The sequence below is a fragment of the Spongiibacter sp. genome, from assembly GCF_041602295.1.
Taxonomy (GTDB): domain Bacteria; phylum Pseudomonadota; class Gammaproteobacteria; order Pseudomonadales; family Spongiibacteraceae; genus Spongiibacter.
On sequence record NZ_JBFIGO010000053.1, the window covers coordinates 1 to 18799 of the forward strand.

The 18799-nt window shown below is 59.0% G+C and carries 13 protein-coding genes; 12 read left to right on the forward strand and 1 reads right to left on the reverse strand.

Annotation, left to right across the window (positions count from 1 at the left end; translation table 11 throughout):
- The 6 genes from ABYM29_RS09950 to ABYM29_RS09975 form a co-directional block, all read left to right on the forward strand.
- Positions 1-1798: TonB-dependent receptor domain-containing protein (locus ABYM29_RS09950; RefSeq protein WP_372864583.1), on the forward strand; the 1798-nt coding region annotated here is incomplete at its 5' end.
- 54 nt (positions 1799-1852) lie between these two features.
- Positions 1853-3316 (forward strand): M20 family peptidase, encoded by a 1464-nt coding sequence (locus ABYM29_RS09955; protein WP_372864584.1) that lies wholly within the window; start codon positions 1853-1855, stop codon positions 3314-3316.
- Between the two features lie 325 nt (positions 3317-3641).
- Complete coding sequence (locus tag ABYM29_RS09960; RefSeq protein WP_372864585.1) at positions 3642-4634, forward strand: sulfotransferase; 993 nt, start codon at positions 3642-3644, stop codon at positions 4632-4634.
- A gap of 403 nt (positions 4635-5037) precedes the next feature.
- A complete protein-coding gene (locus tag ABYM29_RS09965) occupies positions 5038-9093 on the forward strand; it encodes an amino acid adenylation domain-containing protein (protein ID WP_372864586.1) in 4056 nt (1351 codons plus the stop codon).
- A gap of 1 nt (position 9094) precedes the next feature.
- Positions 9095-10408 (forward strand): glycosyltransferase, encoded by a 1314-nt coding sequence (locus ABYM29_RS09970; protein ID WP_372864587.1) that lies wholly within the window; start codon positions 9095-9097, stop codon positions 10406-10408.
- Positions 10380-11144, forward strand: a complete 765-nt coding sequence (locus ABYM29_RS09975) for a 4'-phosphopantetheinyl transferase (RefSeq protein WP_372864588.1) — start codon at positions 10380-10382, stop codon at positions 11142-11144. The genes ABYM29_RS09970 and ABYM29_RS09975 overlap by 29 nt, the downstream gene beginning before the upstream one ends.
- Before the next feature lie 192 nt (positions 11145-11336).
- Here ABYM29_RS09975 and ABYM29_RS09980 read toward each other — a convergent pair whose 3' ends face one another.
- Entirely contained in the window at positions 11337-12584 is a 1248-nt protein-coding gene (locus tag ABYM29_RS09980) for a cytochrome P450 (protein ID WP_372864589.1), read from the reverse strand.
- 189 nt (positions 12585-12773) lie between these two features.
- Between ABYM29_RS09980 and ABYM29_RS09985 the strand changes: the two genes are divergently transcribed.
- The 6 genes from ABYM29_RS09985 to ABYM29_RS10010 form a co-directional block, all read left to right on the forward strand.
- The gene (locus tag ABYM29_RS09985; RefSeq protein ID WP_372864590.1) at positions 12774-13652 is read left to right on the forward strand and encodes an SDR family NAD(P)-dependent oxidoreductase; all 879 of its coding nucleotides are present in this window, start codon (positions 12774-12776) and stop codon (positions 13650-13652) included.
- A 68-nt stretch (positions 13653-13720) separates the two neighbouring features.
- Positions 13721-14329 (forward strand): TetR/AcrR family transcriptional regulator, encoded by a 609-nt coding sequence (locus ABYM29_RS09990; protein WP_372864591.1) that lies wholly within the window; start codon positions 13721-13723, stop codon positions 14327-14329.
- Positions 14330-14513: 184 nt separating this feature from the next.
- Positions 14514-15488, forward strand: a complete 975-nt coding sequence (locus tag ABYM29_RS09995) for a Rieske 2Fe-2S domain-containing protein (protein WP_372864592.1) — start codon at positions 14514-14516, stop codon at positions 15486-15488.
- A gap of 44 nt (positions 15489-15532) precedes the next feature.
- Entirely contained in the window at positions 15533-16306 is a 774-nt protein-coding gene (locus tag ABYM29_RS10000) for an acetoacetate decarboxylase family protein (protein ID WP_372864593.1), read from the forward strand.
- A 272-nt stretch (positions 16307-16578) separates the two neighbouring features.
- Positions 16579-16929, forward strand: coding sequence for a hypothetical protein (locus ABYM29_RS10005; RefSeq protein WP_372864594.1), 351 nt, complete (start codon positions 16579-16581; stop codon positions 16927-16929).
- The coding region (locus tag ABYM29_RS10010) for a pilus assembly protein N-terminal domain-containing protein (RefSeq protein WP_372864595.1) at positions 16922-18799 on the forward strand (1878 nt) is incomplete at its 3' end. The genes ABYM29_RS10005 and ABYM29_RS10010, both read left to right, overlap by 8 nt.

The following is an 18799-nucleotide window of genomic DNA, read 5'->3' on the forward strand; positions in this document are numbered from 1 at the left end:
AGTGGATGTGTTTGGCTTTCTCAGTCGCATCGATGAACGTGGTTCACCCTATAACTGTGTGTTCCAAAACGAGCAGGCCATTCTGACTCAGGGGATTTATCGCGGTGATCGCGGTCGCGATCTGAAAACCGCCTGTGATGAAAGCAGTGCCTTGGCCAAGCAGTTCAAGGTCAGTCAAACCGAAGAGGACGCGGTCTACGCCATTGATAACCATTTGTTGGCGCTCACCCTGCGCGGCCCGCTGTGGGGGATGGATGTTGAGAGTATCAGCAGTTACGCCATGCAGGACAATATTCGCATCAGTGGCGATTCCGACGGCACCGCTATTCGCGCGGTGGCGGTGGGGCCGGACGCGGCTTACCAAATACTGGCGGGCGCGGATGACAGCTCGGTGGGCGAGGCGGTTCGCGAGCAGTTTAGTCAGGAAGTGAAGTTTAATGGCACGGCCTGGGACGATAGCCTGAATTACACCTTTGGCCTGTTTTATGCCGAGGAGCGCCTGGATAACAGCATCGACGGTACCGAGGTCGGTGATAACGGCCTAGTGGCCGTGGGGCCAAATGCCGCGGCGGATCTCGGTATACCGCTGCCCAATAATTTTGTGCTGCCGGTACAGGCCAATGCCCTTGCCCTGGCGGACTACCACAACACGACAACGGCCCTTTTTGCTCAGGGCACGCTGGACCTGAGAGACAGCATGCAGCTGACCCTCGGCGTGCGCTACACCGAGGAAGAGCGCAGCACGGTGCAGATTCAGGGGACGCCGGACTACGAGGAATACGCCAACCGCTTGAATGCGCAGATTGGCAGCAATCCTGCAATTGTGCAGCCGCTTGTGTATGTAATGGACGGCATATATTCGCCGGTGTCGCAGCAGCAGTATCTGGCCTACCAAGCCCCGCAAGTGCCTTTTCTGTATGCCGCGCCCCTGCGCGGGGACACTGAATTTTCGGAGTTTACGCCCAGCATCACCTTAAACTACCTGGCGGATGAAGAGCTGCTGTCGGCCCTGGGTGTCGACAGCTTTATTGCCTATGCCACGGTGAGCAAGGGCTTTAAATCGGGCGGCCTGGATGTGCGCTCCACCCAGACCGAATCGTCGATCAAGCAGTTTGAGCCCGAGGTGGTGGTCAACAAAGAACTGGGTGTGAAGGTGGATGCCCTGGATAGCCGCCTGCGTTTCAATGTGGCGGTCTACCAGATGGATTACAGCGACTTGCAGGTGGCCCTGTATGAACGCGGCAGCACCCAGACCGAAGTGGTGCAGTTTACCGGCAATGCCGGCGAAGCAGTGGTCGATGGCTTTGAGCTGGAATTGACCGCCCTGCTGGGGGATTTCACCCTCAGTGCCAACGCCGGTTACACCGATGGCGACTTTGTCGAATACGACCTGGGCACCAACACCGCCGAGGGGTTTGCGGTAGTGGATCGCAGCGGTGAGGCCTTCCCCCAGGTACCGCAAAATGTGCGCGGCTTGGTCATCCAGTACGACTGGCATTCGCCGCTGGGGCTGATCAGCCCGCAACTGCAGTATTACTACTCCGATGAGATATTCATTGGCACCGACTATTTGAGCGGTGACTACGCCAGCTCGACGATCGGTCAGTACGAGCTGTTCAATGCCCGCGCCAAGTGGCAGATCACCGAGCAGATGGGCGTGGCCGCCTATGTGAACAATCTTAAAGACGAGCCCTATTTTGTCGGCGGTATTGCAGTGACCAGCGTGATTGGCGTGGCCAATCGCGTGCCGGGTACGCCGCGAGAGGCGGGGCTGGAGTTCAGCTATCAATTCCGCTGAAGCGGCTGATGCTGCGCAGCCACAGCGAGATATGTCGAGTTTAGGGAGAGAATTATGAAACGCCTTTTGGCTTTGTTGGCGGTGGCAGTGCTGTTATTGGTCGCGGTATTGCTGCTGCGCACTCTGCAATTTAAACCGCCGGAACTGCAGGCCGGTGAGACTCTGCCCCTGCAGGACTGGCCGGCTGATGAATTGGCCCAGGGCTTGGCGGGCGCACTGCGCTTTGCCACCGTATCTCACCGTGACCCCACACAGGTAAACACCCAGGCCTTTGCCGACTTTCAGGCCTATCTGGCGCAGCGCTTTGCGCGGGTGTTTGCCGAAATCCCCTACCAGCGTCTGGACGGCGGCACGCTGCTATTTCGCTGGGCGGGCAGTGACGAGCAGGCTAAACCGGTGATGCTGATTGCCCATCAGGATGTGGTGCCGGTGATTCCGGGCACCGAAGACGAGTGGAGCTACCCGCCCTTTGCCGGGACCATCGCCGATGGTTATATCTGGGGGCGCGGTGCGATTGACGACAAGGCCAGCGTGGTGGGTATTCTCGAGGCCGTCGAGCGGCTGTTGGCTGAGGGCTTTGTGCCGCCGCGCACCGTTTACCTCGGTTTTGGTCACGACGAGGAGGTTGGCGGCGAGGGGGCCAAGGCAATGGCGGCGCTGCTGGCCGAGCGCGGCGAGTCGCTGGCCTTCCTGCTGGACGAGGGCGGGGTGATTGCCAAGGACATGCTGCCCGGCATTGAGCGGCGGGTGGCATTGATTGGCCCGGCAGAGAAGGGCTACGTTAGCCTGCAGCTGAGCGCCCGCGGCAGCGGTGGCCACTCGTCGATGCCGCCGCCGCAGAGCGCTGCCGGCATTGTGGCGGCGGCCGTGGCCAAGCTCGAGGCCAAGCCGCTGCCGGCGACGCTGGACTACACCGTCGATTTTATTCGCTATCTGGGCAACAGCGTGCCGTTTTACCAGCGGCTGATGTTCGCCAACCGCTGGTTGTTTGCGCCACTGCTGGAAGCCCGTCTCAGCGAAGTGCCAGCGATCAATGCCGGTCTGCGCACCACCACCGCAGTGACCATGTTGCAGGGCAGTGTGCAGGACAATGTGCTGCCCATTGAGGCCAGCGCGGTGGTGAATTTTCGAATTTTACCTGGCGACACGGTAGATAGCGTGGAGCAACAGGTGGCTGAGATTATTGACGACCCGCGGGTGAGCATCAGTCGCTATGGCGGCTTTGGCAGCAACCCCTCGGCGGTGGCGTCACCGGCATCGGCGGGCTTTAGGCTGCTGGCCGAGCTGGTGCAGCAAGTCAGCCCCGAGACGCTGGTGGCGCCGCGGCTGGTGGTGGTCGCCACCGATGCCCGTCATTTCGAGGCGGTAGCGGAAAACAGTTACCGTTTTATCGGTATAGAAGTCGGGCCCCGGGAAATGGCGGGTATTCACGGCACTGACGAGCGGGTGTCTATTGCCAGTTATGTGGATGCAGTGGCGATTTATTATCAGCTGCTGCGGCGCAGTGCGGAGCTCTAGCCGGCCCATTGCAGCAGTTGCCGGCCAAACATGGCCGGCGAGCGCTGATCAGTCGTCAGCGCTCAAATCGGGCTTCTAGTTTGCTTGCGTAGAACAAAAAGCCCGCCTTGCTGGCCTGCTAGTGAAAATGGCTGGCTGCAGCAGTTAGTGCGCAGTCGTCGGGAGTTGGTAATTAGCGTGGAATATTCGCCTGAAATTAACCGTTATCAGTTTTGGAAGACCTCGAAAACGTCTACCGGTTCCGGGATATTGCCAAGTTAATTCCGCTAGAGTGGCGGCCTCTGCAATGACAGGATGTCTGTTGTGCAAATAAGAAGAGGCCCTCATGCATTATCCTATTGATCCAGACTTTCCCCGCCACGACGAAGATGCGGCGCTGCTAACTTCATTAAATCAACTGCCGGTGCGGCCGGTATTTATTATGGGGCTGCATCGCTCCGGGACCACCTTCCTCTACGACAGTGTGGCCCGTGCCTTCCCTCTGGCCCAGCTCAATCTCTATCACCTGTTTTACTACAATCGCCTGCTCAGCAATCAGCAGTCCGGCGGAGATGTTCGGGATGCCAAGCAGCTTGACGCCTGCTTCACCGCGTTGGGTATCCGTGATCGCAATATTGATTCGGTAGCCGTGGCAGCCGATGAGGTTGAGGAATACGGCTACCTGCTGCGCCGCCGTTTTGGCAGTTTTAAGCTGAATGAAGGCAGTGCCGCCTTCTTCGAACAGATGTGCCGGAAGCTGCAGGCGGTGCAGCCGGGCAGCGAGGCGGTGCTGTTAAAAAACCCCTGGGACACCGGCAATGCCCAGTGGATGGCCGAGCGTTTTCCCGAGGCGCGCTTTATCTATATCAGCCGCGAACCCATGGCCGTGCTTAACAGCATGCTCAATGCCCTGCTGAGCTATCTGGAGGGCCCGCAGCACTACTTGGAAATGCTGCTGGACCGCGGTGATGGCCGCCGCGGTTATCGGGCGGGTTACGTGGTGTGGCTGTGGCTGCGCGGCTTGCGCAAATTGCTCGGCCGGCGGGGGATTGGCCTGTTGGCGCGGCCGTTACTGGCCAGGGTAGTGGCCAAACAGGTCGCCGAATATCGCAGAGAACTCGCGGTGATGCCGGCGGCTCAGGCGTTGGAAGTCGATTATCGGGAACTGGTGGCATCGCCCGCGACGGTGCTTGGCGACTTGTCTGGTTTTTTGGGCTTGCCGCTATGTCAGGAGGCGGGTGTGCTAAAAGCGGCTACTGCCAGTCGGCCGCGCAATACCTTGTTGCGCAATTACGAGGCGCGTTTAGACAAGCTCGTTGCCCGGGAAATGGCAGCTTAGGTGTTGGCGATGGCGCTGATTTTATCGGCGCCTAATTTTTATAGGTATAAACCACAATGGAAAAATCTAACGCCCATTGTGAGCAGGGGTTTTCATTGTTTTAAAAATCACTATTACACATTGTGCTTGGAATGGGTGTGTCACAAACTGAATTGCATGTGTCGCAAGCCATTGAAATATAAGTAAAAATTCTAACTTCATTATTTCTTCTTGTGACTTAAGTCACATCGGTGTCTGTGCTGAAGTCCTTATCATCGTTCCGCGCTGTTGAATTGCTTTAATAAAAACCGGCTATTTAACGCGACTTATAAAAAATATAACTGCAAGCGGGGAGTGCTGATTCCGATACGTCGGTGGTCGCCACTGTTTGTTGAGAACGTGCCTAGTGGAAGAGACGATCAAGATGGAAAAGTTAATCAGCCAGCAGAAACCTGCCGACCCCTATTTGAGAAAAGATCTGGACGCCGAACTGTTGGTTGGCGCTAGGAGATTGACGTCGGGCGGCGACTTGAGCCTGGCTCGCGAAACGCGAGCTGAAGTGTTGGCGCCAGTCCCCCAGCTGCTGCCTATTGCTGCCGCTCAGCGCGGCATGTGGATGGGGGAGAAGATTGGCCCCAGCGATGCCGTCTACAAGCTTGCCGAGTATGTGGATATTGATGGCTACATGGATGCGGCCTTGTTTGTGCAGGCGACGCGCCTGCTCACTGCCGAAGCGGAGTCCACGCGGGTGCAGATCATTGAAACGGCGGAAGGCCCGCGTCAACTGGTGGCAGAGCGTTACGAGGGTGAGCTGCCGGTGCTGGATTTCAGTGGCGGCGCCGACGCTGAGCAGCGTGCGCTGCGCTGGATGAACGATGAGCTGCGCCGTCCCGCCGATTTAGCCAGTGACCCGCTGTGGTTTAGCGCGCTGATTAAGCTCAGCGAGCGGCGCTTCTTTTGGTACCACCGCTGCCATCACATCACCATAGACGGATTTGGCGCCGGCCTTATTGCCCGCCGTCTGGCGGAACTGTACAACGGCCTGGTGAATAATGAGGCCGTTGGAGAAACCCCCTTCCTGCCGCTGTCAGTGCAGTTGGATCAGGAGAAAAGCTATCGCGAGTCGTCGCGTTACGGTCGCGACCGAGAGTATTGGAAAGAACAGCTCAGCGGCATTCCCGATGCGATTTCGCTGTCACAGCGCAACGCCCAGCACAGCGGCGGTCTGCGCCGCAGCAGCGTGACCCTGTCGCTGGACAGCTCGGCGCAGATTCGCGAAATCGCCCAGCACTACGGCGGCTCGGTGCCGCAGTTGCTGATCGCGATGGTGGCGGTCTACACCTACCGCATGACGGGACAGCAGGATCTGGTATTCGGTATGCCGGTGACTGCTCGGGCCAATCGCAGCTTGCGCAGTATTCCGGCGATGATGGCCAATGCGGTGGCGATCCGCCTGGCCATGAGCGATGAGCAGAGCCTGGTCGAACTGCTGGGGCAAACGGCGAAAACCGTGCGTAACTCGCTGCGCCACCAGCAATATCGCTACGAAGAACTGCGCCGCGATCTCGGTTTGCTGGCCCAGGGCCAACAGATCTCCTGGATGGGGGTGAATATCGAGCCCTTTGATTATGAATTGGGCTTTGGCGGCCACCCCTGTAGCGCCCACAATTTGTCCAACGGTACGGTGGAAGACATGACGGTATTTGTCTTCGACCGCGGCAGCAATCAGGGGCTGAATATTGTTATCGATGCCAATCCGGCGCTGTACAGCCAGGCTGAGCTGGACGAGCACCGCGATCGGCTGACGCGCTTGATCGAGGCGATGATTGCCACGCCGGAGCGCGCCATTGGCGACTTTGACTTGTTATCGGTGAACGAGCGCCGCAAGCAGTTGGAGGATTGGAACAACACCGCGCATGCGCTACCCGAAAGCCAATGGCCAGTGCTGTTTAGTGACAGTGTGGCCAGCTTTGCCCAGCGTCCGGCGCTGAGCGATGCCGTGCAATCACTAAGCTATGCCGAGCTGGGCTCACAGGTTAACCGCCTGGCCAGGGCGCTGAGTGTACTGGGGGTAGGCCCCGGCAAGTTGGTGGCGGTGTCGCTGCCCCGCGATGCCTCGCTGCCGACGGCGCTGCTGGCGGTGCTCAGCTGCGGCGCCGCGTATTTGCCACTCGACCCCGATGTGCCAGCTGATCGCCTGGCGATGATTTTGGACGATGCCCAGCCCACCTTACTGCTGAGCACGGAATCGAATTGCGGCAAACTGCCCGACAGTGGCGTGCAAACCTTGCTGTGGGAACAATTGAATCTCGATGCCTTTGCCGATAGCCCGATGCCGCGCAGGCGGGTAAGCGCAGCGGACCCCGCATATATTATTTACACCTCCGGCTCGACCGGCCGGCCTAAGGGGGTGGTGATCGCCCACGGCGGTTTGCTCAATTTTTTGCTGGCCATGCAAGACAGCCTGCAGTTAGCCGCCGGTGATACCCTGTTGGCGCTGACTACGGTGTCCTTCGATATTGCCGTGCTGGAGCTGTTTTTGCCGCTGTTGGCCGGCGCCCAGGTACATATTGCCAGCCGCGATATTGCCCGCGACCCCGCGGCGTTGGCGGCGCTGGTGCAGGCGCGCGGCATCAGCCATATGCAGGCGACGCCGTCGCACTGGCAGGCCTTGCTGGACGACCACGCCGCGGCGCTGCGCGGTGTACAGCCGCTGGTCGGCGGCGAGGCTCTGCCCGCCGAGTTGGCCAAGGCGATGCGCCGGTTGGGCGCGCCATTGGTTAATCTCTACGGCCCCACCGAAACCACCATTTGGTCGACCCAGATGCGAGTGGATAAGCTCGACGGCAGTGCGCCGGCGATTGGTCGACCGATCTGGAATACTCAAGTCTATGTACTGAACGAGGCTATGCAGTTGCTGCCTACCGGTGCGGCCGGTGAGCTGTATATCGGCGGCGCCGGTCTGGCGCTGGGCTATCACCGGCGCCCGGACCTCACGGCAGAGCGCTTTGTCGACAATCCCTTCGGCGACGGCCGTCTTTACAAAACCGGCGACCTGGCGCGCTGGCGGCGCGATGGGGTGCTGGAATATCTCGGGCGCAATGATTTTCAGATTAAAATTCGCGGCTTCCGGGTCGAGAGCGAAGAAATAGAGAGTCAGTTGCTGCGCTGCCAGGGGGTGCGGCGCGCGGCGGTGGTGCTGCGCAACGACAGCGCTGGCGAGCCGCGACTGGTGGCCTATTTGTTGGCCGATGACGGCTACCACGCCGAGCATGAGGCGCTGCAGGCGGCGGCGCTGCGGCCGCAGCTGGAGCGCAAACTACCCGAGTATATGCTGCCATCGCAGTATGTGGTGCTCGACGACTTCCCTCTGAACGTCAACGGTAAATTGGATCGCAAGGCGCTGCCTGAGCCCCGGTGGCAGTCGCGCAGCACCATCGCGCCGCGCAATGCGCTGGAAGCGCAGCTGGCCGAGTTGTGGTGTGAGCTCTTTAAGCTGGAGCGTATCGGGGTGCACGACAGTTTCTTCGAGCTCGGTGCCGACTCGATTACCGCGGCGAAGATGGTGGCGAAACTGCGTGATGTGCTGGGCAGGGAGGTGCCGCTGGCGGCGATTTTCGAGGCCACGACCATTGCCGAGCTGGCCGAGCATTTGCAGCGCGATCAGCAGTTGGATCCGCTGGCCAATGTGCAGCCGCTGAACACGCTGGCGGCGCGCGGCGAAGGTCAGCCGCTGTTCTGTATTCATCCGGTGTTGGGCTTGAGTTGGGGCTTTGCCGGATTGGCTCAGTACCTGCCCGAGGGCACGGCGCTGTACGGTATTCAATCGCGCGGTCTGGGTGGTGGCGAACCCTTGCCGCCGTGCCTTGAAGACATTGCTGCCGACTATATTGCGCTGATTCGCGAGCACCAGCCCTGTGGCCCCTATCGCTTGTTGGGTTGGTCGATGGGCGGCGTTATCGCCCAGGAGATGGCCCGCCAACTGCGCGAGTTGGGCGAGTCGCTGAGCTTCCTCGGCGCCCTGGATGCCTATCCCTTTGCGCAGCGAGCCACCGGCGACGAAGCCGAAACGGTGCGCAATGTGCTGGCCTTTCTCGATATTGACAGCCCTGCCGCGCCGGACAGCATGGCGGAGTTGAGCGAGTTTCTGTGTCGGGAATACGATGTGCTGAATCTGGAATTCGTCAAACAATTGCAGGGCAAGCAGAGCGCGCTAATTGACGATGTCAGTGCCGTTATCGCTAACAACCTGCAGCTGCTGCAAGACTTTCGGCCACAGCCTGTCGATGTTGCTATGCACTTTTTCCAGGCGGTTAACACCGCCAGTTCCGCGCATTTACAGCATCGCCCGCAGGCCTGGCGCCGCGCGGTGGCGGATTTGCACATCTATCCGGTGGACTGCCACCACCAGCAGATGCTGGACGCCGAGCCGCTGGCGGTGATTGGGCCCTTTGTCGCTCGCGCCCTGGCGGAGCAATAGCATGAAGGTTTGTATTTTTTCCATCGGCACACAGGGGGACGTGCGGCCCTTTGTGGCACTGGGGCTGGGTTTGCAGGATGCCGGTCACCAAGTGTGTATCGTCACCGGCGACAGCTGCGAGTCGCTGGTGCGCAGCCACGGCTTGGACTACGCGCCGCTGACTGCCGACTTTCTAGAGGTGATGGCCAGAGACCCCGAGGTCTTACAGCGCGGTTTAAACCCGGTGGCCCTGCTGGCGACCGCCCGCCGTGAACTGCTGACGATGGCGGCGGATTGGCCCGAGCAGGCCAGTGCGGCGGTTGCCGGTGCCGGTTTGTTGCTGGGCAATGGCATGGTGGCGGCGCTGGCCTCGGCACTGGGGGAGCGCTACGGCATACCGGTTGTCGAAACCCATTTGCAGCCGGTCACGCCCTGCCCGGATATTCCGCCAATGATGTTGCCGCCGCCGCGCCGCTCGCGAGCGGGGGTCGTTAATCAATCGCTCTACCACCTGTGCCGGCTGCTTACCTGGCAGATGCTCAGCCCGGCCTATGGCGCGGTGCGCGAGCAGTTGGGTCTGCCAGCACTGCCCTGGTACGGGCCGTTTTATCGGCGCCGGCGCCCCCAGCAACTGCTCTACGGTTTTAGCTCCAGCCTGGTGCCGCCGTCGCGGCACTGGCCGGACTCGGTGCAGGTGGCGGGCAACTGGTTTTTAGACGAGGCCGAACAGTGGCAGCCACCGCAGGCCCTGCAGGATTTTCTCGATGCTGGCGACAAGCCGGTGTACGTGGGTTTTGGCAGTATGCTCGGCGACGACAGTGCGGCGCTCAGTGAGGTGATCCTGCAGGCCCTGCGCAACACCGGTCAGCGGGCAATCTTTGCCAGCGGCTGGGGTGGTTTGGCTGCCGTCGCCGACGAGCGAGTCTACTGCCTGCAGGCGGCGCCCCACGACTGGCTGTTTCCACGGGTCAAGGTGGCGATTCACCACGGCGGTGCCGGCACCACCGCGGCGGCTGCCCGGGCGGGAATTCCCTCGGTGGTGATGCCGTTTTTTGGTGACCAGCCGTTCTGGGCGTGGCGGTTGGCGCAGCTGGGCGTGGCGCCGCCGGCCCTGCGCCGCAAACGCTTGTACGCCGCCGATGTCGAGGCGGCCTTGCGCGAAGCCGGCGGTGCCTTGATGCAGCTGCGGGCGGCGCAGCTGGGTGAGCAACTGCGCGCTGAGGACGGCGTTGCGGCGGCGGTGGCGCAGCTGCAGCAGTGGGGCTATCTCGACGGTGAGCGCCGGGCAGCGGTGGGCGCTGATATCGATGCGCTGGCCGCACAGCTACTTGGTTGACGTCTCCCCAGTGGCCCTTGCGGCCGACTTGTTTACGGCCACACCTTTTATCGCTGAGTTGTCGCCGCTGAGGCTGTCGGCGATTAATGTGACGGCCACGCTGTGTCATTTCCGCGCCGAGGCTTTTTCGCCGACCTTGTTTGCTCACTATGGTGTGACTGCGCCAGATGCCTTGGTGCGTGCCGCCGCGCCGCGTCAGGCGCAGTTTTTGGCCGGGCGCTGCGCGGCGCGTCTCGCCCTGGCGGCGATCGCTGCCGACCACCGCAGCCCGCCGCGGGGCGCGGGTGGCCAGGCCTGTTGGCCGGCGGGGGTGTTCGGGGCGATCAGCCACAGTGACTCGCAGGCTCTGTGCGCCGTGGGGCGAACGTCACCGCTGGGGCTGGATATCGAGTCGCCACTGGCGGCCGATGCCGCCGAGGAACTGGCACCGCTGATTGGCGGTGACGAGGAGTGGGCGCTGCTGGCGGCGCTGCCCCGCGGGGTGGCGGTGGCGCTGTTGTTTTCGGCCAAGGAGAGTTTGTACAAGGCCCTATACCCTCGGCTGCAGCGCTATATTGATTTTGCCGAGGTGCGACTGCAGGCGGCCGATGTCGGCGGGTGCTGTTTGTTTCTGCGGCCGCGTTCGGCGCTGGCGGTGGCATTGCCGGCCGGTCAACGCTTTGCCGTGCATTGGCAGAGCTGCGGCGAGCAGTTGTTGACCTACACCCGCTACAGTGACGGCCCGCTGCCGGCCTAGTGGTTGTCGATTGTCGCGCCTTATTATCGGTGTTGGGGGTAGAAGTAATGGCTAGGGCGGTGTGTCGCGATTGCCTTGGCGGCGCTTGGCGACGGAGAGAGCTTGATGGCGCTGAGCCGGTGGGCGGGCGAGCTCGCTGCGCGGCTGGATAGAAGAGCACGGCACCGGCAGGTTACTGCCGGTGCCGGGGACTTACAGGCCGGTTTTGACCCGCAGTGATTTGAAGCTGATGGCGTTGTGGTCTTCCAGGTTGCGCTCGGGCTCTTCGGCCAGCGAGGCATTGGGGAAGCGTTTGAAAAACTCGCCCATGCTCAGATAGAGCTGGTGCTTGGCCAGTGCGGCGCCGACGCAGTAGCGCGGGCCGTAGCCAAACAGCACATCGGGGTCAAATTTGCGGCGCACATCGAGAGTGTAGGGATTGTCGAAATGCTCGGGGTCGTGGTCTTTCAGATGGGGCATCATCAGCACCATCTGGCCTTTTTTCACCTGCTGACCGAGGACTTCCATGTCGGCGGGGGCGTAGCGCGCAAAGCCCATTTTGGAATGGCCGGACCAGCGCATAATTTCGCTAAAGGCGTTAGAAAAGGCCTCGGGCGATTCCAGTGCCAGCGGGATTTGATCGGGGTTTTTGAGCAGGGCGTAGGCCGACCACTGCTGGGCCATTAAGGTAGTGTCGGCGCCGGCGCCGATCAATGCCAAAATCAGCGTAATAATGTCCCATTCGTCGAAGTTGTCGTTTTCGGCTTCAACTTTCAACAACGCACTGAGGAAGTCCTCTTCGCCATTGGGCGATTGGCGGCGCTCGTTAATGACTTCAAATAAAATATCGATGGCGCGGTTGCTGTCTTCCTGAGCCTTGGCGCGACGCTCGTCAGAGATGGTCGGGTTCCAGGTCTCGGTAAAGGTCAGTACCGTCTGCTTGATCTGCGGCCAGTATTTTTCAGGGATGCCGACCATGCGGGTGATGGAAATAAAGGGAATGTGCTTGGCAATTTCTTCGATATAGTCGAATTCCTCGACATCGCCGAGTTCCTGGAACAGACGAATGATGTCGGGTTCGATGCGGCGGTTGATGTTGTCGACCACATTGCGCGAAAAGGCCGGCGAGGTAATTTTGCGGATCAGTCGGTGGTGGTGGGGGTCGTCCAATAGGCTGTGGCCGACCAGTGCGCGCTCAAAGTTATTCCAGTCTTCCTCCTTCGGACGCGGCGGGGCAAACTCCCAGTCGTAGAAGTCGGAGCTCAGATACTCGTGTTTCCAGCACTCCATGATGTCGGGCATGCGGGTCATAATCCAGCACATCCACGGCGCATACCACACCAGCCGGCCGCGTTCGCTCAGTGCCTTGCACTGCGGGCCCGGGTCCAGGGCGTATTCCATCGAATTGGGGTTAAACAGCGTTTCAATCGGCGCTTGTTCGGCCTGTTCAGTGTTCAGCATTGCTGTAGCTCCTTGTGATTATTGTGAGCGCAGCCGGGCCTGCGCGATGCAATACCGGTTTGCCAAAAAATATACTACCGTGTATTTTTATTCTCAAGTGACATTATTTTCACGCTTTGCTCTGGCTGTTGTCACGGCGGTATTAACAGGGTCTAGCAGAGTCTAGAAATAACAATAACGGGAGTAACTATGCAGGATTTTAGCAACAAGGTGGCGGTTATCACTGGCGGCGCCAGCGGTGTGGGGCGGGCATTGGCACTGCTGCTGGCCAAGAACGGCGCCAAGGTGGCGATTGCCGATATTGAAGCCCAGGCGCTGGAGCGCACGGTGGCCGAATTGCAGGAGCTGGGCTGTGAATGCATGGGCCAGCGCGCCGATGTGACTGATCAGGAATCTATGCATGCTCTGGCCGAAGCGGTGTTGACGCGCTTTGGCAGCATGCACCTGGTGTTTGCCAACGCCGGTGTGGGTACCGGCGAGGGCGGCAATATGTGGGACTACAATCCCAACGATTGGGAGTGGGGCTTTAGAGTGAATACCTGGGGCTTAATCCACACGATCAATGCCTTTATGCCGCGCTTGGTTGAGCAGGCTGAAGAAGCGCATTTTGTGGTGACGGGCTCCGGCAACGGCGCCTTTTTGATGCTGCCGGACACGCCGATTTACACCGCCACCAAGGCCGCGGCGCAGGCCATTACTGAAAACCTGCACTACCAACTGCAGGCTCAGCAGTCGCCGGTGAAGGTCAATGCGCTGTTCCCGGGGCCCCATGTGGTCAATACCGGCATCTTTAATTCCGAGCGCAACCGTCCGGAAGATCTGCCTGTCGACCCCAATAAAGTCGATTCGGGGATTCACTCGGTGGACGACATGAAGGAAATAATGGCCCAGTACGATATGCAGCTGCAGACCACCGAGCCGGAAGAAGTGGCCGAATTTGCCCTGCAAGGCCTGCGCGACGAGACCTTCTGGATTTCGCCGATGTCGGACAAGGCGCGGGCGGCGTTTATTGCGCGCACGCAGAGCATTCTCGAGCGCACCACGCCGACGGCGCCCAACGTGCTATAGAGGAAGTTGGCTTGCCTTCAGCGCATACGCTAAGATTCGACGCTTTGACAGATCCCAAGGAGAAGTCGGTGCCAGCGAGTCAGCTCGGGCGACGAGAACGTAAGAAAAAGGCAGTACGCGAGACCATTCGCAAGGAGACCCTGCGGCTGATCGGTCGGCACGGCGTTGAGGGGCTGACCATTGACGCCATTTGCGACTGTGTGGATATCGCCAAGAAAACCTTTTACAACTATTACGCGACCAAGCACGAGCTGATGATGGAGCTCTGCGAACAGGAACTGTTGCAGAGCACCGACAAGCTGATCGATGAGTTGTTGGCCTGCGGCGAACCTTTTTTCCAGCAGCTTGTGCATCTTGTTGAGGTGTTTATCAATCGCAACCAGCAGGCTGGCGGCGTTGAGCGCCAGTTGATCGCCTACTCGGTGGGCGCCATGGCGGCCAATATCAGCCAGGGCGCCGGTCAACTGGCCTTTATCAACAACAGCTTTCTGAGAATGTACGAGCACAACCGGGACGCCTTGAAACCGGGTTTGACGCCGGCTTTCTGCGCGGAGATGACGGTGGGCATGTTCAACGCCATCACCCTGAACTGGGTGCACAATGCGGATTACGATTCCGAGGCTCGCTACCGCGAGATGTTGGCATTTATTAGAAGCAGTATGCTCGTCGACGGTTGATCCACTTTTGCCGAGCCCAGGTGGTGGCGCTCGGCTTTCCCCTCTATATTTTTTGCTCTGCTATTTCGCCCTTCTTAACAATCAGTAATCATTTCCCTGCGTCTCTCGCTTGACCCAAATTAGTAAACCATATACTTTTTTTACATCACGGTTACCTTTTTTAAGAGAAGGGTTTGGAGGCAGCATGAATAATAGATATAAAAAGCCCATCCCATGCGGTTGGTTTGCCATTGACTACAGCAAGGACTTGGCGCCCAAGGATGTCAAACCGCTGAAGTATTTCGGCAAAGATCTGGTGCTGTTTCGCACCGAGTCCGGTGAAGCGGTACTGCTCGATGCCCACTGCCCGCACTTGGGGGCTCACCTCGGTCACGGTGGCCAGGTAAAGGGCGAAAGCATTGCCTGCCCCTTCCACGCCTGGGAATTTAACGGCGAGGGCTTTTGTACCAAGGTGCCCTATGCCAAGAACATGCCGCCGAAAGTCGACGGCAAACAGGCCATTGGCAACTACCCAGTGGTTGAGCTGAATCAGATGATTTGGGCCTGGTACCACCCCAAGGGTATTGCGCCGTTGTGGGAAGTTGAGCGCCATCCCGAGCTGCACTCCGATGAGTGGACAGCGATGGACACCTACGACTGGGAGATCAACTCGATTATCCAGGAAACCGGTGAAAACGCCGTGGATATCGCCCACTTTGTTACCGTGCACGATTCACCGGAGATGCCGGATGGACAGGTGACGATTGATGGTTATAAGCGCACAACGCTGATGGACAGCCGCCAGCACGCCATCGACGAGCAGGGCAATGTTGACCTCAGTGGTGAAAATTACGACTCCGGGCGCTTGGAAGCTTATTCCTTTGGCCCCGGTCAGACCTATCAGCGTTTCTCGCGAATGTTCGACATCGTGATGATGGGCACCATCACGCCGATCGACGATCAGAACATCCATATGCGTTTCAATTTCAGCATGCCCAAGCAGCAGAGTGGTGAGAACAGTCTGTACGCCGCTGGTTTTCGCGACGAAATCGTGCGCCAAGTTGGTCAGGATATTCCGATCTGGGAGCACAAGGTTTATCTGGAAGAGCCGACACTGTGTGACGGCGATGGCCCGATAGCGAAGTACCGCAAGTGGTTTGAACAATTTTACGCGGCCTGAGCCGCGCAGATTGACCCGTCCCAAAACCATAATAAAGAGGAAAGATGATGAGCGATGCCAACGCCCCCATGGGTAAACCCGGTGATATTCTCAATTGGCCGATGCTGAAAATCCGCTACAAAACCGATGCCGAGAGCATCGCCAAGTTATTGCCGCCCGGCATTGAGCCCGGTAAAGAGCCCGGCGTCACGATTACTATTTATAACTTCCCGGTGCTTAATGAGCCGGAATACGGCTGTGTGGTCAATGTCGATGCCAACTACAACGGTATTGAAGGCGAGTACACCCTGGGGATTGCCATTGACCAGGAGGCTGCGATTTACGGCAGCCACGAGCGCTGGGGGCAGCCCAAGTACTATGCTGAAACCCAGTACTACCGTTTGATGGACTATGTCTCGGCCAAGGTGACGCACCGCGGCTACACCTTCCTGGAATTTAAAGGTCAGGTGACCGGCACTGGCGAAAATCCACCGGAATTTGAAACCAATGAGTGGTGGATCAAACAGCTGCGCGGCGTCGATATGGCCAAGCCGAGCTGGGACTTCCCCCCCCATGTGGTGCGGGTCTACTCCAAGTACGGCACGGCCCACGTGGAAAAATTACAGGGTCAAGTGACGCTAAGCGACAGCCCCTGGGATCCGCTGGCCAGCAAGTTGCCAATGCGCAGCGAGGCCGAGACCTGGCTGTGGACACCGACCTTCCTAGATCGCCGCATTACCCTGGAGGGCCCGCTGGACCCAGAGGCCTTTATGCCCTTTGCCGACACCATTGGCGGCTCGCGCTGGCCGGGTGAGAACGGCGGCCCCAAACAGGGCTGAGCACTTCCAAGCCGGGCTTTGCCCGGCTTTTTTTTACCCGGCTTTTTTGTCCGGAATAGGCATCTGAGAATCTGTTTAAATCGCTTTGCATTTTGCGACGCTTATTCGCGATGCTCTTGTCCCCCTGCGCTTGTCGTCCATTTAGCGTCGCTTTCTTTGCTTTTAACCTATTGAAATATATCTATTAATTAAAGTATTTCGCATGTTGCAACCAGCTGGCCTGCTTTCTGCAAAAACAAAGGAGAAATTTACAGCTAGAAAGGTGGTTAATAATGTCAGCAACCTATACTGGGTGTGTTAAAGGGCGTTCACTGTTATTGCTTGCGGGCCTTACATTGACGATTGCCTGCAGTCACCTCGATAGCCACTACAAGGCTGAGGGCCGGGGGCAGGCGCCGCTGATTGCTGCGTATACCGATACCGACCGAGATGGGGTGATGGACTTTGGCGATCTCTGCCCGAAAACACCAATACAAGAACAGGTCGACGGATTTGGTTGCCACGAGCTTTCGCGGGCAGCTTTCTACGCGGCTGTACCCGCAGGCGAGCGCGAGTGTGCGTGGGACCATCATCCGGCGGAGTGCGCAGCTTCGACCGAAAGGGAGTTTGGCAACAATGATTGACGCAATAACACTTCGACGTCGTGGGCGGCATGCCGGGGCAGTGCTTACACTGGCGGTGGTCGCCGTCCTTGGCGTTGCGTTGCCGTCGCAGGCTGCCGACAATGGTTTGAAGTTTGTCGAAACCGCCGATGGCCGCCAGTCGTCAGGTACGCGTGAACTGGTGCAGTGGACCCACTCCCGCTTGGTATTTAATAAGACCTTAAAGCGGGTTGCCGTAGGGCAGGAGTCGACGATGGAAGTCGAGGTGCTCGGCAGTAACGAGGTGCTCGCACTGGCTAAGCAGGTCGGGCGTACCAGTATTATGGTGTGGTATACCGACGGCACGACTGAGACGTTTTTGTTCAGTGTGGTGGAAGATCTAACGGTGCTTCGCGATGCCCTGCGCGACATTCATCCCAATCTGCGCTTACAGCTGGCGCCCGATCGCGCCGCTTTGGTACTGCGTGGTCGTGTACCCACCATGGATTTTCGTATGGCCGCGGAAACGGCGGCCCGAGATTATCTCGATGTCGGCGGTGATCACGGTCAGCGCGCTGACTTGGTGATGAAGGGCGGTGCGGGGTCATTGATCAATGATGTTAATTTCCGCCTTCAATCGGCATTTGATGATGCTCGCCCGGCGGCCGACCGCGGTCGCAGCAAAGCCAGCATCATCAATTTAATTCAGGTGGAAACCCTGCCGATGAGCGTCAAGGAGAAATTAGAGCGGGCGATCGCCGATGCCGGCGGCAAAGACGTTAAAGTGCGCCGCCTGCAGCGCGGCGATGTGGCGAGCAGCCAGCACGACACCCTGATAATGTCCGGCAAGGTGGATACTCAGGTCGATTTGGTTCGGGTGCTCAATATCGCCTCGCGGGTGGTTTCTGGCCACGATAATCGCGGGGGCCCCCAGGGACAGCAAGTCGACACCAACGATAGCATTCGCGCCATTGCCAATGAGTCGGGTGGCTTGATGGGTGGCCAAGGCTTTGGCGGTGCCGGCGGCGGCCTGGGTAATAATGTCAGTGCCAATGTCGGTCGAGCCAAGTTGGTGTCGATCGCCGATGGACGTATTTTATCGATGGTAGAAGTGCGCGACCTTCCCCAGGTAAGGGTGTCGGTGCAAATGCACGAAGTAAGCCGTCGGCGCTTGAAGAACTGGCGTCCGGATGTATCGCTGGTAAGCAACGGTTATGATTCGAGCAGCCAATTCGGCCTGGCTGGGCGCTCGCAGAACAGCGGTTCCACCATTGAAAATGCCTTGCAAATCCTCGGTGGAACACTGCTCAATAATATTCAGATCGGCGGTAGTGATGTTGCCTTTGACGCTCTGTTTGCCCTGTTGGAAGAAGAGGGTATCTCGCGCACACTGTCACGGCCAACGCTGACGGTGCTGGCCGGTGAATCGGCAAGTTTTCGCGCTGGCGGTGAAGTGCCCGTGCCCAACGCCTTTGCGCCAACCGGCCTTGCCGCCGATGATCAAGTTGGCAGCAATCAGAGCGGTGTCTTTAGTGGCACCGACTTTAAATCCTTTGGGGTTGAGCTGGAAATTCGCGCCATGGTTGGGGAGGACGATCGTATTACCTTGGACATGCGGCCGACGATTTCTTTGCCCGATACCCAGTTGACGCAGGATATCGCCAACAGCACGGGCTCTAGCTTAAATACTTCGGCGTTCAATGTGCGCACTCTACAGACTTCGTCGCGCCTTCGCGACGGCCAGGCCCTGGTTATTGGTGGTCTGGTGAGCCGTGATGTCGCGGATAATCAGAGCCATACACCGGGACTGAGCAGTATTCCCTTGCTGGGTAACTTGGCGAAATCCTCGGGCAAGAGCGATACCGATAAAGAGCTGATCATTGTGGTTACGCCGACGATTGTTCGCGAGCCA